Origin of the sequence: Streptomyces humi (genome assembly GCF_001005085.2) — a bacterium.
GTDB lineage: Bacteria > Actinomycetota > Actinomycetes > Streptomycetales > Streptomycetaceae > Streptomyces > Streptomyces humi.
Genome location: NZ_LBMU02000041.1, coordinates 14,639 through 29,668 on the forward strand (window position 1 = coordinate 14,639; position 15,030 = coordinate 29,668).

Below are 15,030 nucleotides of genomic sequence, written 5' to 3' on the forward strand. Positions count from 1 at the left end.
TCAGGCAGCGCCTGCCACCGACGCCAGGTACGCCTCCGTCTTCTCCGGCTCGTAGAAGAAGTTCTCGAAGTCGGCGGGGTTGTCGAAGCCGTTGGCGAAACGGTCCGCCACCGGCTGGAGCTGGCCCGCGGCGCCGATCAGGTTGAGGATGTGCTCCGGCGGCGGCGCCAGCATCGCGTTCGTCCACTTGGTGACGTGCTGGGCCGTGTTCCAGTAGCGGTCGAACGTCCCCTGCATCCAGGTCTCGTCGAACTCCTTCTCGCCGTGTTCGAGGATCGAGGCGAGGTAGGAGGCCGCGCACTTGGCCGCCGAGTTGGAGCCCTGGCCGGTGATCGGGTCGTTGGCGACGACCACGTCCGCGACGCCCAGGACCAGGCCGCCGCCGGGAAGCCGGCCGATCGGGTTGCGGACGGTCGGGGCGTAGCGGCCCGCCAGGGTGCCGCCCGCGTCGGTCAGTTCGGCCTTGCCGGCCCGCGCGTACTCCCAGGGCGTGTACCGCTCCATGAGTCCCAGGGTCAGGGAGAGGTGCTCCGAGGGGTCCTTGACGCCGTTGAAGACGTCCAGCGGGCCGCCGGGTATGCCCTCCCAGAAGAGGATGTCGGCGGGTCCCGACGTGGTCAGGGTCGGCATGACGAAGAGTTCGCCGACACCGGGGACGAGGTTGCAGCGGACCGCGTAGAAGTCCGGGTGCTCGGGACGCGGGCCGAGCCCGTGGACGTAGGCGACGGCGAGCGCCCGCTGCGGCTCCGTGTACGGCGAACGGGAGGCGTCCCGGCCGAACATGGACACCAGCTCGCCCTTGCCGGCCGAGACCAGGACCAGGTCGTAGGCGCGGGAGAAGTAGTCGAGGTCACCGACGGCCGCGCCGTGGATGACCAGCTGGCCGCCGCGCTGCGCGAAGGTCTCCATCCAGCCGGCCATCTTCACCCGCTGGTCGACGGACTGGGCGTACCCGTCGAGCTTGCCCACCCAGTCGATCGCGCGGGCCGCGGGACCCTCGCCCCAGGAGCCGGGGGCGGCGACCGAGACACCGAGTCCTTCGATCTTCGGGGCCTGGGACTCCCAGAAGTTCAGCTGGAGATCGCGCTCGTGTTGCAGTGCCGTGTGGAACATGCACTGCGTCGACATGACCCGGCCGGAGCGGATCTCGTCCGCGGTCCGGTTCGACATCAGGGTGACCTCGTAGCCGTGCGACTGGAGGCCGAGGGCGAGCTGGAGGCCGGACTGGCCGGCCCCCACGACGAGTATCTTCCGCATACGGGGGACCGTTCTCCTACTCGGGGGTTTCGTCCAGCGCGTGGGCGACCAGGGACAGCAGCGTCTCGATCACCGGGACACGGCGGCGGGCATCCATGATCATTACAGGTATGTGCGGCGGAATCGTCAATGCCTCGCGCACGTCCTCCGGTTCGAAGCGCTCGCTCCCGTCGAAGTGGTTGACCGCGACGACGTACGGCAGCCCGCAGCTCTCGAAGTAGTCGAGGGCCGGGAAGCAGTCCTTCAGCCGCCGGGTGTCCGCGAGGACGACGGCCCCGATCGCGCCCCGCACCAGGTCGTCCCACATGAACCAGAACCGCTGCTGGCCCGGCGTGCCGAACAGGTAGAGCACCAGGTCGTCGTCGAGCGTGATGCGGCCGAAGTCCATGGCCACGGTGGTGGTGAGCTTGCCGGGCGTGGCGGTGAGGTCGTCGGTCTCCTCGCTCGCCTCGGTCATCAGCGCCTCGGTCTGTAGGGGCGTGATCTCCGAGACGGCGGTGACCAGCGTGGTCTTGCCGACGCCGAAACCGCCCGCCACGACTATCTTCGTCGCGATGGGGGCCCGGCTGCGGTCCGTCTGCCACGACCGGGCGTGCTCCTCCCCGTCGAGCAGCGGGTTGACGCCGGCGGCGTCAGAGACGGCGTAGTCCACTCAGCACCCTTTCCAGCAGAGCGCGGTCCGGGCGGCCGACGCCGTGCCCCGTCCCGGTTCCGTACACACGGATCTTTCCCTGGTCCGCGAGGTCACTGAGCAGGACCCGGACCACACCGAGCGGCATCTTCAGCAGCGCGGCGATCTCGGCCACCGTGCGCATCCGGCGGCACAGTTCGACGATGGCCCGCATCTCCGGCATCACCCGGGTGTTGAGGGAACCGTTCGTCAGTTCCTTGCGCTCCTCGGGGGCCTCCAGGGCCGCCACGAAGGTCTCCACGAGCAGGACGTGGCCGAAGCGGGTGCGCCCGCCGGTGAGGGAGTAGGGGCGGACCCGGGCGGGCTTGCGGTCGCCGCCCCGGACCGGGAGGTTCTGCCTGCGGTTCTTCGGCGCGCTGCTCATCGGCCGCTCCTCGGCGCGTCGGGCTCCAGCGATTTCCGTAGCTCACTGCGGAGTTCGGGGGTCAGGACGTGGCCGGCGCGGCCGACGAACAGGGCCATGTGGTACGCCACCACGCTCATGTCGCACTCCGCGCTGCCGTGCACGCCGAGCAGCGAGCCGTCGCTGATCGACATCACGAAGAGGCTGCCCTCGTCCATCGCGACCATCGTGTGCTTGACCGGACCGAAGTCCATCAGCTTCGCGGCGCCCACGGTGAGGCTGCCGATGCCGGAGACGATGGTGGCGAGGTCGGCGGCGGAGCCGCGGGGGCCCTTGCGCTTCTCGCTCTGTGCCTCGCGGGCCGCTTCGTTGCGGCTGGTGTCCGAGGACAACAGGAGCAGGCCGTCGGAGGAGACCACGGCGACCGACTGGATACCGGGCACCTCCTCGACGAGGTTGCTCAGCAGCCAGTGCAGGTTGCGTGCCTCACTGCTCAGTCCGAAGGTACTGGGCGCCGTCAACTGCTTGCCTCCTCGACTGTGCCCCCCGTGGCTTCTTCGGATGCGGTTCCGGGGCCGGCCGTCCTGGTGCTGGGCACCTGGTTCTGGCCGGTCTGTTCGGCGATCTCCGCCTCGACGTCACGCCGTCCGGCGTCGGCGCCGCGGCGGAACCCGCCCAGCCTGCGGCGGAGGGCTTCGGCGTCCACGCCGGTGCCGCGTTGCCGGGGTGGGGCGGCGGGTGCGGTGATCTTGGGGGTGCGCTTGGGGAGACCCTTGCTGGTGACCAGGTCCTCGGCGTCCGCGGGGGCGTCGTCGCCGGGTGTGGGCAGTGCGCGCGAGTGCTCCTCGGCTCCGCCGAACGCGTCCTCGCCGGTGCCACCCGTGCCGCTGCCGGACACGGTCGGCCCCAGCGGTGCCCGCTCGCCGTCCGCGTCCACGGACACCGGGCGGATCCGGGCCTCGGCGTCCGCCGGATGCGCGCCGCCGTCGCCGGTACCGGCCGACGGCCGCCCCCACGCCTCGGCGGCCCGCGGCCGCTGCGCCTCGGGCAGGCCCCCCGGCCGCCCGTCGGACGAGAAGGCCCCCGCCTCCGTGTCCGCCCGGTGCGTCGCGCCGTCGCCGGCACCGGCCGACGGCCGCTCCCACGCCTCGGCGGCCGGTGGCCGCTGCGCCTCGGGCCGCTCCCCGGTCGAGGGAGTCCAGGCCTGCCGCTCCCCCACGGGAACGCCACCCTGCTCCCCACCGGGCGCGGCCGAGCGGGGCTGGTCCGTCGCGGGTGCGGCTGCCGGCTGTCCGCCGGGCGCGGTGGTCCGGGGCCGGTCTCCCGTCGGTTCGAGTTCCGGCAGGAGGAGTTCCATCGTCGTCTCGGCGAACGTCTCCGGCGGGGCCTTCGGGCGGGCCGTCGGCTCGGGAGCCGCCGGCCCGGGCGGGGCCGCCTGCTCGTGCACGCCGTCCGACGCCACGCCGTCCGACGCCACGCCGTCCGGCGCTACACCGTCCGGCGCCGACGGCGGTTCCGCCGCGGCCTCCTCGTCGGCCTCCTGCACGGCCTTCTCCGCCAGCGTCACCAGCGGGTCGCCGGAGGTGGCGCGGCCGTGCAGGACGTTGGAGTTGACCTCCGCGTCCGCGCCGGGCAGGGAGAACGCGTGACCGCCGGCCGCGCCTGCCGAGGGCGCGGCGACCGCCGCCGGAGGCGCGGCCAGCAGGGTCTGGGGCAGGACGACGACGGCCGCCACCCCGCCCTGCTTCTGCTCGCGCAGCTGCACCCGGACACCGTGCCGGTGGGCCAGCCGGGCCACCACGTACAGGCCGAGGCCGAGGCCGTCCTCGCCCTCCTGGTCGTACGGCGACTCGGGGTCGAACTCGGCGAGCCGGCCGTTGAGGCGGACCATGCGGTCGGCGGTCATGCCGATGCCCTCGTCCTGCACGGAGAGCATGACCTCGCCGCTCTCCAGGAGCCAGCCGGAGATCTCCACGGGCACGTCGGGCGGGGAGGACGCGGTGGCGTTCTCCATCAGTTCGGCGAGGAGGTGGGACAGGTCGTCGGCGGCGAAGCCGGCCACGTGCGCGTGGGGCGGCAGCGCGGCGATGCGGACCCGCTCGTAGCGCTCGATCTCGCTGACCGCCGCCCGCACGACGTCGACCAGCGGGATCGAACCCGCGTGCTGCTGGACGTGCTCGGTGCCGGCGAGGACCAGGAGGTTCTCGCTGTGCCGGCGCATGACCGTGGCGAAGTGGTCGAGCTTGAAGAGGGTCGCGAGGCGGTCCGGGTCGTGCTCGCGCTCCTCCAGGCCCTCGATGACGGCGAGCTGGCGTTCGACCAGGCCCAGGGTGCGCAGCGCGAGGTTGACGAAGGTGCCGCCGATGCTGGTGCGCAGCCGCTCCAGCTGGGAGGCCGCGTCGGTCAGTTCGGCGCGCAGTTCCTCGCGGGCGTCGGCCATCTTCTGGCGCTGGCCGACCAGGTGCTTGCGGTCGGTCTCCAGGGTGGCGATGCGGTCGTAGAGCTCGACGCTGTGCGCGTGCAGCGCGTTGACGGAGCGGACGACCTGCGCGAACTCGTCGTTGCGGCCGGTGAACTTCACCGGTTCCTGGGTGCGCGGGTCCTCGGCCTCGGCGAGCCGGGCCGAGCCGCGGCGGAGCACGGACAGCGGGCGGGTGAGGCTGCGGGCCATGGCCGTGGCGACACCGACGGCCACCAGCATCAGGGCGCCGACCACCGCGATCCGGATCTCCAGCGCGGTGACGTCGTCGTCGCGGAGTGCGGCGAGGTCCTTGGTGCGGTGGTCGTAGAGGGCGGACTCCACGCCGCGCATCAGCTCGACCCGGGCGGACAGCGCCGCGTCCAGCTTCTTGGTACTGGTGCCGAGGTCGTCGTCGGAGAGGGCCGGCTGGTCGGTGAGGGCGGCCAGGTACTTGTCGGCGGCGTTGACGTCGTTGCCGGTGACCGTGGAGTCGTACGACTCGACCGCCGCCTTGGGGGCGGTCTCGTGGAAGTCGGCGAGGGCCGCGTCCGCGCGCAGCCGGGCCTGCTGGGCGGCGGCCGCGAGGGCGTCGCGCTGCTTCTTGCCGGCCTCGGAGGTGGTGGTGCTGGTGACCGGCAGCCCGGTGATCGGACTGATCGTGGTCTGGGTGCTGCTCGGGATGTTCAGGGCCGCCAGCAGCAGGCCGCGGGCGGCGGCGGACTGCTGGACGGCGGAGTCCAGTTCCGCGAGCGCGTAGGCGCCGGAGCCGGCCCTGGGGGGCATCTGCTCGGCCAGTTCCTCGGCGAGCCGGTGCAGTTCGGTGATCGTCCGCGAGTACGCGTCGTGCGCCTGGAGGGCGGTGCTCTTGCCGGTGAGGGCGGCACGGCGGACGGCCGCGATGCCGTCGAGGTCGTCGCGCAGCCAGCCGGGGGCGTCGGTGTCCGCGCGCAGGTCCTCGACCTGGCGGTCGACCCGGGCGCCGCGGTCCTCCGAGGGCGCCTTGGACTTGGGGCGGCCCGCGGCGATGTAGGAGGTGACCTCGTCCCGCTCGTCGGCGAGGGAGTTGGCGAGCGCCAGCGCGTCCTGGGTGCGTCCGGCGAGGGTCACCAGCTCCTGGGAGTCGCTGAGCTGCCCGGAGGCGGTCAGCAGGGCGGGACCGCCCGCTCCGGCGATCGCGGCGGCCACCACGGCCACGGCCACGATCAGCCGGGTCCGGACGTGCTTGGCGCGGCCGGAGCCGACGGGGGCGACGGTGCCCGTCTCGGAGACCGTCTTCTTGCCTGTGCGCCGAGGCCGCGTCTTCTGCACCGGTGCTCGCATTCCTGAACTCGTGTACCCAAGGGGTTGGGTGGCACCCCGTCATGATCTCCGGCATTCGGTGCCACGTGGTGCGTGCACCCGATGCGTGCACCGTATGTCGGTTCCCGACCCTCCCAGCGCCGGTGGGCGGTGGTCTCGCATCACCTGACCCGCCACCCGAAGGAGTGAACATCGGAGGGGAGTTGGCGGGCAAGTTCCGGCGGACTGTGCGGGGTCCTTTTCCGGCTGGCCGGTTGGACGCGGACGGCAGGCTTTGGCAGGATTCGCCGACACGCCTTCCCGGAGTACTCCATTCCAGCCCAAAACAGGCGGCTGACCTGCGGGACCGTACCGTTTCCCGGGTTGTTGCCAGCCTTTGGTGAAGCGTGTGAAGGGGTCGTGCAGACTGGCCGAATGCGTACTGAGGTCATTTCGGAACCCGGCGCCCGGGACCGCCCCAACGAGGACTTCGCCGGTGTCTGCCTTCCCGCCTCCGGACAGGGGGGTTGCGTGGTCGTCCTGGACGGCGTCACCCCGCCGACGGGCGGCACCGGGTGTCTGCATTCGGTCCCCTGGTTCACCGCACGGCTGGGCGGCGCGCTGACCGAACTGACCGTTTCGCGAGGAGATCTGACGCTGCGGGAGATCCTGGAGCGGGCGATCCGCCGCACAGCCGCCGCACATGCCGGCTCCTGTGACCTTTCTCACCCGCGTACGCCCCAGGCGACCGTGGTCCTGGCCCGCTGGTCCGAGGACGCCGTCGAGTACCTGGTCCTGTCCGACTCCGTGCTGCTCCTGCGCGCTCCCGGTGGCGCCCTCACGCCGGTCCTGGACGACCGGCTGGACCGGCTCCCCCGTTCCGCCCTGGCCTCGGACGCGATCGCCGACGCCACGGTCCGCAACAAGGAGGGCGGCTTCTTCACGGCGGCCGCCGACCCTTCGGTCGCGGCCCGCGCGGTGACCGGGACGGCGCCCCGCTCCGGGGTGGGCGCCCTCGCCGCGCTCACGGACGGCGCGACCCGCTGGACGGAGAAGTTCCGCGAGGGCGACTGGACTGCCCTCCTCGACGTCGTCCGCAAGGAGGGCGCGCGGGCGCTGGTGGACCGGGTGCGCGAGCTGGAGGCGGCCGACCGCGAGGAGCGGATGTTCCTGGGGCGGAGCAAGACGCACGACGACGCGACGGTGGTGTACGTCGAGCTGTGAGGGGCGCCCGGTGGCGGCCGTGGGCTACTTCTCCATGACGTCGTTCAACTGGTGGAGCAGCCGGGCCAGTTCGGCGACCTCGGGGCGCGGCCAGTGGGCGAGCTGGCGGACGTAGCGGCCGCGGCGGGCCTCGCGGACCGTGCCGACCCGGCGCCGCCCCTCGTCGGTGAGGGCGACCAGCCAGGCCCGTCCGTCGGCGGGGTCGGGCTCGCGGGCGATCAGGCCGAGCTCCTCCAGCGCGCGCAGCTGGCGGGACATGGTGGCCTTGCCGACGCCGATGTAGGCGGCGAGCTCGGTGGCGCGCCGGCCACCGCACTCGTCGAGCCGGACCAGCAGCCCGTAGGCGGCGGACTCCAGGTCGGGGTGGACCTCCCGGGCCATCTCGCCCTGGCTGGCGCGGGCGCGCCGCAGCAGCACCGTCAACTCGCGCTCCAGCGCCAGGAACTCCTGGTCCGCGCCGGTCGGCGGCAGCTCGGCGGCGGGTCGCCGGCCCTCGCCCTTCTCGTCCTCGTGCACGTCAGCACCCCTGATCGGTTTCGCAGTCCTGAAAGTTTCCGTCAAACCCCGTCGTCGCCGCAGCTCGCCAAGTATTTCGCAGGCGTAGACCAACGGCAGCCTCCGGACCCCCTTCACCGGCGGCCGCCCCGTGCGTACCTTCCCCACGCGGACCACCGATGGCATGCGCACACCAGTGGTCGAGCCGTGTGACCTCGTGCCCCGCGCCCTCGTGTCGCGCCGGTCATACCGGTCGGCTCTGGCATATCTGAGATCCCCTCACCCCACGGAGGCACGTCATGCCTGTGCTCAGACCCGTCCCCGCCCTGCTCACCACGCTCGCCGCCCTGCTGTGCGCGGCGCTCTCCCCCGCCCCCGTGTACGCCGACCCCGCCGTCCCCGCCCGCGGCTCGGCGTACATGGGCACGGGCGTGCTGGCCCACGACGGCCAGAACGGCACCCCCAGGACCGGCCTCGCCACCCAGACCGAGGGGGTGGACGTCGCCAGCTACCAGGGCGACGTCGCCTGGTCGACCCTGCTGGGCAGCGGGGTCCGATGGGCGTACGCCAAGGCGACGGAAGGCACGTACTACACGAACCCGTCCTTCGCCCAGCAGTACAACGGCTCCTACGACGTCGGCATGGTCCGCGGCGCCTACCACTTCGCGACCCCCGACACCACGGGCGGCGCGGCCCAGGCCGACTACTTCGTCGACCACGGCGGCGGCTGGTCGAAGGACGGCCGGACCCTGCCGGGCGTCCTCGACATCGAGTGGAACCCGTACGGCGACGCGTGCTACGGCAAGTCCGCGAGCGGGATGGTCGGCTGGATCACCGACTTCCTGAACCGGTACAAGGCGCGGACGGGCCGGGACGCCGTCATCTACACGGCGACGAGCTGGTGGTCCGACTGCACCGGCAACTACGCCGGGTTCGCGTCCGCCAACCCGCTCTGGATCGCCCGGTACGCCTCGGAGGTGGGCACGCTGCCGGCCGGCTGGTCGACGTACACGATGTGGCAGTACACGTCGACCGGTCCGTCGGTCGGGGACCACGACAAGTTCAACGGTGCCCTGGACCGGGTGGTGGCGCTCGCCAACGGCTGACCGCCCCGCCGGTCAGGGCGAAGGCCCGGGGCCCCTCGCGGGGACCCGGGCCCTCTGCGTCCGGCAGCGTCCGTCACGCCGCTGCCGGAACCTCCGGCGCCGCGCCGTTCGTGGCGGGCGCGAGCGCCAGCTCCAGGACCTGCCGGACGTCGGTCACGGCGTGGACGTCGAGCTTGTCCAGCACCTCGGCCGGGACGTCGTCCAGGTCGGCCTCGTTGCGCTTTGGGATGACGACGGTCGTCACCCCCGCGCGGTGGGCGGCGAGCAGCTTCTGCTTCACACCGCCGATGGGCAGCACGCGGCCGGTCAGCGAGACCTCACCGGTCATCGCCACGTCCGTGCGGACCAGCCGCCCGGAGAGCAGCGACGCCAGCGCCGTGGTCATCGTGACGCCCGCGCTCGGGCCGTCCTTGGGGACCGCGCCCGCCGGGAAGTGGATGTGCACACCCCGGTCCTTCAGGTCGCCGACCGGCAGTTCCAGTTCGGCGCCGTGCGAGCGCAGGAAGGACAGGGCGATCTGCGCCGACTCCTTCATCACGTCACCCAGCTGACCGGTCAGGGTCAGGCCCGCCGCGCCCGTCTCCGGGTCGGCCAGCGACGCCTCCACGAAGAGGACGTCACCGCCCGCTCCGGTGACCGCCAGCCCGGTGGCGACACCGGGGACCGCGGTACGGCGCTCGGCCGGGTCCTGGGCGGACTCGGGCACGTGGTGCGGCCGGCCGATCAGAGCGCGCAGGTCCGCGTCCGTGATCGTGAACGGCAGCTCCCGCTCGCCCAGTTCGTGCTGGGCCGCGACCTTGCGCAGCAGCCGCGCGATCGACCGCTCCAGGGTGCGCACCCCCGCCTCGCGGGTGTACTCGCCGGAGAGCTTGCGCAGCGCGCTCTCGTCGAGGACGACCTCGCCCTGGTCGATACCGGCCCGCTCCAGCTGGCGCGGGAGCAGGTGGTCACGGGCGATGACGACCTTCTCGTCCTCCGTGTAGCCGTCGAGACGGACCAGCTCCATACGGTCGAGCAGGGCCTCCGGGATGGCCTCGAGGACGTTGGCGGTGGCGAGGAAGACCACGTCCGACAGGTCGAGTTCGACCTCCAGGTAGTGGTCGCGGAAGGTGTGGTTCTGCGCCGGGTCGAGGACTTCGAGCAGGGCCGCGGCCGGGTCGCCGCGGAAGTCGGAGCCCACCTTGTCGATCTCGTCGAGCAGGACGACCGGGTTCATCGAACCGGCTTCCTTGATCGCCCGCACGATCCGGCCGGGCAGCGCGCCGACGTAGGTACGGCGGTGACCGCGGATCTCGGCCTCGTCCCGCACACCGCCGAGGGCGACGCGGACGAACTTGCGGCCCATGGCGTGCGCGACGGATTCACCGAGGGAGGTCTTGCCGACGCCGGGCGGGCCGACGAGGGCCAGCACGGCACCGCCACGGCGCCCGCCGATGACACCCAGTCCCCGGTCGCTGCGCCGCTTGCGCACCGCCAGGTACTCGGTGATCCGCTCCTTCACGTCCTCCAGGCCGGCGTGCTCGGCGTCCAGGACCGCCTTGGCACCCTGGATGTCGTACCGGTCCTCGGTCCGCTCGTTCCACGGCAGTTCCAGGACGGTGTCCAGCCAGGTGCGGATCCACGAGCCCTCCGGGGACTGGTCGCTGGACCGCTCCAGCTTGTCGACCTCCTTGAGAGCGGCCTCGCGGACCTTCTCCGGCAGATCGGCGGCCTCCACCCGGGCCCGGTAGTCGTCGGACTCCTCGCCGTCCTTGTCCTTCTCGCCGTTCAGCTCGCGCAGTTCCTTGCGGACGGCCTCCAGCTGACGGCGGAGCAGGAACTCGCGCTGCTGCTTGTCGACGCCCTCCTGGACGTCCTTGGCGATGGTCTCGGCCACGTCCTGCTCGGCGAGGTGGTCGCGCAGCTGCTGGGTGGCCAGCTTGAGACGGGCGACCGCGTCGACCGTCTCCAGGAGCTCGACCTTCTGCTCGGTGGTCAGGAACGGCGAGTAGCCGGAGTTGTCGGCGAGCGCGGAGACGTCGTCGATGGCCTGCACCCGGTCCACGACCTGCCAGGCGCCGCGCTTGCGCAGCCAGGCGGTGGCGAGGGCCTTGTACTCCTTGACCAGTTCGGTGACATGACCGGGCACCGGCTCCGGGACGTTCTCGTCGATGCGGGTGCCCTCCACCCACAGGGCGGCACCCGGGCCGGTGGTCCCGGCGCCGATGCGCACCCGGTAACGGCCGCGGATCAGCGCGCCCGGGTCACCGTCGGCGAGCCGGCCGACCTGCTCCACGGTGCCGAGCACACCGGTGCTCGGGTAGGTGCCGTCGATCCTCGGCACCAGCAGCACCCTGGGCTTGCCCGGCTCGTTACGGGCGGCGGCCTGGGCCGCCTCCACGGCGGCGCGGACGTCGGGATCCTTGAGGTCCAGCGGAACCACCATCCCGGGCAGCACGACTTCGCCGTCGAGCGGCAGCACAGGGAGGGTGAGTGATGCGGACGTCGAAGCCATGATCTCCCCTTCGGCAGTGAACTTGAGCTATGCCGACTCAATGCTTGGCCGCCCAGAAATGTTCCCATGCATATGTTCGCTCTGAGCGATCGAGCGGTGACCTGGCCGGAGCTGGTCCCAGCAGGGAGAACACACGGGAAAAACAGTTGATCGGCGGGGGCGCATTCCCCGTACGGTCTGCCGGTGACAGACACCGACACCACGGCGGCCCTGCTCGCCGCCTACGACGCCCAGATGCGCTCGCTGGAGCCCCCGAACCCGGCCCCGGGGGTCACGTACGAACACGACGGCCCCCTGCTGCGGGTGGTGGGCGAGCACCGCGGCTTCGTGGGCGGCCGGCACGACTGGGGCGGCCTGCGCGGCCGCGAACTGGACGCGCAGATCGCCCGGCAACGGGACTTCTTCGCGGCGCGCGGCGAGGCCGTGGAGTGGAAGGTGTGCGGGCACGACACCCCGGCCGACCTCACCGACCGGCTCCGCGCGGCGGGCTTCGAGCCCGAGCCCGAGGAGACGGTCCTGATCGCGCCGGCCGGCGACCTGGCCACGGCGTCCCCCGTACCGCCCGCCGGGGTGACGCTCCGCCGGGTCACCGGCGACGCGGACCTGGACCGCGTCGCCGGGATGCAGACGGCGGTGTGGGGCGAGGACATGACGTGGCTCGCGGAACATCTGCGGGGCCTGCTGACGGCGGAACCTGACGTCCTGGAGATCTACGTCGCCGAGGCGGCCGGCGAGGTCGTCTCGGCGGCCTGGGTGGAGATCCGGCCGGGCACCGACTTCGCCATGCTGCTGGGCGGCTCCACGCTGGCCGAGTGGCGCGGCAAGGGCGTCTACCGCGCGCTGGTGGCCCTGCGCGCGGCCCGCGCGACGGCCAGAAACGTGCCCCACCTCCTGGTGGAGGCCTCCCCCGACAGCACCCCGATCCTCCGACGACTCGGCTTCACAGCGGTGACGACAACGACCCCGTACGTCTGGACCCCGGCCGACTGATACGCGCCCCTTCGGGGCGCCGGGGGTACCCCCGGCCGAAGGCCGGGGGAGGAACTGCGCGACCAGCCACGACGGCGCAGCACCCGACAACCGACCGCCACGACCCCGCAACGGGACCGCCGCACGACCGCAACGCGACTCACAGGAAAACCCCGGAAACTGCCGAAGAGGCAGAGCGAACGGCCTCACGGCAACGAGGACCGGGGGGGCACATGCCGGAGCAGCCGACGTCCGCGCGGCCCGGCCGGCCAGGCCGTCGCGCCGTGCTCACCGGCGCCGCCGTCGTCGCGGCCGGCGCCGCCGTCCCGTTGGCCCTGCGCGCCGTCGGCGAGGACGGCGCCGGCACCCCCACCCGCACCGCCTCCGCGGCCCCCGTCGCGAGCCGTCCCGCGGTCTCGCCCCTCCCCCGCACCGACCCGCGCCCGAACATCCTCCTCGTCCTCACCGACGACCAGCCGAAGGAGACGGACTGGGCGGTCCGCCGTACCGCCGACTGGCTGGGCGGGCAGGGCGTGACCTTCGCGCGGGCGCACGCCAACACCCCGCTCTGCGCGCCCTCCCGGGCCTCGATCATGTCCGGGCGGTACGCCCACAACCACGGCGTCCTGGACACCCGGCACCCGTACCACCTCGACCAGCGCACCACCGTCCAGCGCCGGCTGCACGACGCGGGCTACCGCACCGGTCTGTTCGGCAAGTACCTCAACTACTGGCACACCGGCGACAACCCGCCGCACTTCGACGAGTGGCTCCTCCAGGAACCCGTGGCGTACTACGACGGCCACTACAACGACGGCGGCACGGTCCGGAACATCCCCGGCTACGACACCACCGTCATCAGGGACCGCGCCCTCGCGTTCATCGAGAGGTCCCGCACCGACACCCGGCCCTGGTTCGCCTACGTCGCCACGCGCAGCGCGCACGAACGCAACATCCCGGAGCGCGCGTACCGGCACGCGCGCGTGCCCGAGTGGCCGGGCCGGCCCTCCGTGTACGAGGGCGACAAGAGCGACAAGCCGCCCTTCCTCCGGGGTGCGAAGCACACCTACGAGCAGGGCAGGGCGCTGCGCACCCGGCAGTTGCGCACCCTGTTGTCGGTGGACGACGCGATGCGCGACTTCCGCGACAGGCTGCGCGCGCTCGGCCAGCTGGAGAACACGCTCGTGGTCTTCACCAGCGACCACGGGCTGTGCTGGGCGGACCACGGCTGGCTGCGCAAGTCGGTGCCGTACCGGCCGAGCCTGGAGGTGCCGTTCTGGCTGTCCTGGCCCGCGCGCGGGCTCGGCGGGGGCACGGTGGACGACCGGCTCACCGGTCACGTGGATCTGGCCCCGACGTTCCTGGACGCGGCCGGCCTCACCCCGGACACCCCGCACGACGGCCACTCGCTGCTCGACACCCGCAACGACCGCGACCGGCTGCTCGCCGAGTGGTGGTGGAACCGGCAGGACCAGGAGCCGATCCACACCTGGGCCACCCACATCGGGAAATCGACCCAGTACACGGAGTACTACCGGACCCTCCTCGACGGGCGGGGCCGCCCCACGCAGGGCGACGGCGAGGTCCTCTTCCGCGAGTTCTACGACCTGGCGGCCGATCCGTACCAGCTCACCAACCGCCTGCACGGCGCGACGGCGGAGCAGGAGCAGGCCCTGGGAACACCGGAGCGGGCCAGGAGCCTGGCGGCGGCCCGCCGCGCCTGAGCCTCAGGCGGGGACGGCACCGGCGCCCGCGCCGGCGGCGCCGTGCTCCCGGTGCCAGCGCCGTACCACCGGCCACAGTGCCGTCCCTATGCCGAGCGCGATCAGATGGCCCCAGTTGGTCATCGGGTCCTGGAAGGCGACGAGGTCGGCGAGCAGGGTGTAGCCGACCAGGGCGAGCAGCGGCCAGCGCAGCCAGGGGGTGAGCAGTCCGCAGAGCGCGCCGGTGCTGGCGGCGACGCCGAAGCTGATGCCGTAGTCGAGGCGGTGCAGGGAGGTGTCGGGGAGGTGGCCGACCAGTACCGCGAGGCCCACCGGGACCTCGGTCGCGAGGGTGGCGAGCACATGGCCGGCCAGGAAGACGAGGATCGCGCGGGCGCCCCCTGTCCGCCGTTCCAGCGCGGTCAGCACGAGCACGAAGGCGAGGGCGTACGGCGACAGCAGGCCGCCCGCGATCCACAGCGCGCTGGCCAGCAGGACGAAGACCGGGGTGCGCACCAGATGTGCCACGTCGGTGCTGGAGTCCTGGTAGACGGTGTGCAGCAGACCGGGACCGGCATGGCTCGCGAAGAGCGAGGTGAGCGCCAGTACGGCGGTGTAGGCGAAGGTGACGGGGGTGCCGGTGGGGGTGGGCAGCAGCCGCCAGGGGCGCGGCAGTGGGGCGGCTCGGGGAACCGGCGGCAGCGACACCGCGACCGGCACGCGCTGCCGCGGCACACCGTCCAGCAGCAGAGCGACCTCGGCGGCCGGCAGCGGCCCGGCGGAAGCAGCGGGCTCGGGCGGGGCCGTCGTCGCGGCCCTCGCGGTCCGTTCCACGGTGAGGCGCTCCTTCCGTTTCACTCCAGCCTTCGCCGTCCCACGAGCCGCTGTCTATGACCGAGGCCACGCGCCGAGCGATTCTCAGGATTTTCTGAAGAACCATGGGATGCCCGGAGGAACCATACGAGTCACCGCCCGCCGCCCGCGGACGCGAAGCGCCGTGCGACCCCTC

Annotated in this window: 12 protein-coding genes; 4 read left to right on the forward strand and 8 right to left on the reverse strand. The window is 72.7% G+C overall.

Annotated features, from left to right (window positions below; all coding sequences use genetic code 11):
* The 5 genes from AAW13_RS19445 to AAW13_RS19465 are packed head-to-tail and all read right to left on the reverse strand — an operon-like array spanning position 1 to position 6,060.
* A complete protein-coding gene (locus AAW13_RS19445; protein ID WP_046731916.1) occupies positions 1 to 1,257 on the reverse strand; it encodes a styrene monooxygenase/indole monooxygenase family protein in 1,257 nt (418 codons plus the stop codon).
* Positions 1,258 to 1,273: 16 nt separating this feature from the next.
* Complete coding sequence (locus tag AAW13_RS19450; protein WP_046731915.1) at positions 1,274 to 1,909, reverse strand: GTP-binding protein; 636 nt, start codon at positions 1,907 to 1,909, stop codon at positions 1,274 to 1,276.
* Positions 1,890 to 2,312: a DUF742 domain-containing protein gene (locus AAW13_RS19455; protein ID WP_046731914.1), complete on the reverse strand. Its 423-nt coding sequence runs from the start codon at positions 2,310 to 2,312 to the stop codon at positions 1,890 to 1,892. The genes AAW13_RS19450 and AAW13_RS19455 overlap by 20 nt, the downstream gene beginning before the upstream one ends.
* Entirely contained in the window at positions 2,309 to 2,812 is a 504-nt protein-coding gene (locus AAW13_RS19460) for a roadblock/LC7 domain-containing protein (protein WP_046731913.1), read from the reverse strand. Before AAW13_RS19460 ends, AAW13_RS19455 begins: the two co-directional genes overlap by 4 nt.
* Complete coding sequence (locus AAW13_RS19465; RefSeq protein WP_107483356.1) at positions 2,809 to 6,060, reverse strand: sensor histidine kinase; 3,252 nt, start codon at positions 6,058 to 6,060, stop codon at positions 2,809 to 2,811. The genes AAW13_RS19460 and AAW13_RS19465 overlap by 4 nt, the downstream gene beginning before the upstream one ends.
* Before the next feature lie 405 nt (positions 6,061 to 6,465).
* Here AAW13_RS19465 and AAW13_RS19470 point away from each other — a divergent pair, with 405 nt between their 5' ends.
* Entirely contained in the window at positions 6,466 to 7,254 is a 789-nt protein-coding gene (locus AAW13_RS19470; protein ID WP_046731912.1) for a protein phosphatase 2C domain-containing protein, read from the forward strand.
* A gap of 24 nt (positions 7,255 to 7,278) precedes the next feature.
* Here the strand turns inward: AAW13_RS19470 and AAW13_RS19475 are convergent, their stop codons facing one another.
* Positions 7,279 to 7,770, reverse strand: coding sequence for a MarR family winged helix-turn-helix transcriptional regulator (locus AAW13_RS19475; protein WP_046731911.1), 492 nt, complete (start codon positions 7,768 to 7,770; stop codon positions 7,279 to 7,281).
* Between the two features lie 278 nt (positions 7,771 to 8,048).
* On the opposite strand from AAW13_RS19475, the gene AAW13_RS19480 reads away from it, so the two are divergent.
* Positions 8,049 to 8,855 (forward strand): lysozyme, encoded by an 807-nt coding sequence (locus AAW13_RS19480; protein ID WP_046731910.1) that lies wholly within the window; start codon positions 8,049 to 8,051, stop codon positions 8,853 to 8,855.
* 73 nt (positions 8,856 to 8,928) lie between these two features.
* Here AAW13_RS19480 and lon read toward each other — a convergent pair whose 3' ends face one another.
* Positions 8,929 to 11,349 carry an endopeptidase La gene (gene lon / locus AAW13_RS19485; RefSeq protein WP_046731909.1) on the reverse strand — a complete coding sequence of 807 codons (2,421 nt, stop codon included), beginning with the start codon at positions 11,347 to 11,349 and terminating at the stop codon, positions 8,929 to 8,931.
* 183 nt (positions 11,350 to 11,532) lie between these two features.
* Between lon and AAW13_RS19490 the strand changes: the two genes are divergently transcribed.
* Together AAW13_RS19490 and AAW13_RS19495 are read left to right on the forward strand one after the other, a co-directional pair.
* On the forward strand, positions 11,533 to 12,339 hold the full coding sequence (locus tag AAW13_RS19490; RefSeq protein WP_240528659.1) for a GNAT family N-acetyltransferase: 807 nt from the start codon (positions 11,533 to 11,535) through the stop codon (positions 12,337 to 12,339).
* A 212-nt stretch (positions 12,340 to 12,551) separates the two neighbouring features.
* The gene (locus AAW13_RS19495) at positions 12,552 to 14,042 is read left to right on the forward strand and encodes a sulfatase family protein (RefSeq protein WP_046731908.1); all 1,491 of its coding nucleotides are present in this window, start codon (positions 12,552 to 12,554) and stop codon (positions 14,040 to 14,042) included.
* 3 nt (positions 14,043 to 14,045) lie between these two features.
* On the opposite strand, the gene AAW13_RS19500 is transcribed toward AAW13_RS19495, so the two are convergent.
* Complete coding sequence (locus tag AAW13_RS19500; protein WP_063777085.1) at positions 14,046 to 14,855, reverse strand: rhomboid-like protein; 810 nt, start codon at positions 14,853 to 14,855, stop codon at positions 14,046 to 14,048.
* Positions 14,856 to 15,030 lie beyond the last annotated feature (175 nt).

Coding starts and splice junctions, on each gene's coding strand:
- AAW13_RS19470 (WP_046731912.1), top strand. CDS start 6,466: ATGCGTACTGAGGTCATTTCGGAACCCGGCGCCCGGGACCGCCCCAAC.
- AAW13_RS19495 (WP_046731908.1), top strand. CDS start 12,552: ATGCCGGAGCAGCCGACGTCCGCGCGGCCCGGCCGGCCAGGCCGTCGC.
- lon (WP_046731909.1), bottom strand. CDS start 11,349: ATGGCTTCGACGTCCGCATCACTCACCCTCCCTGTGCTGCCGCTCGAC.
- AAW13_RS19480 (WP_046731910.1), top strand. CDS start 8,049: ATGCCTGTGCTCAGACCCGTCCCCGCCCTGCTCACCACGCTCGCCGCC.
- AAW13_RS19455 (WP_046731914.1), bottom strand. CDS start 2,312: ATGAGCAGCGCGCCGAAGAACCGCAGGCAGAACCTCCCGGTCCGGGGC.
- AAW13_RS19445 (WP_046731916.1), bottom strand. CDS start 1,257: ATGCGGAAGATACTCGTCGTGGGGGCCGGCCAGTCCGGCCTCCAGCTC.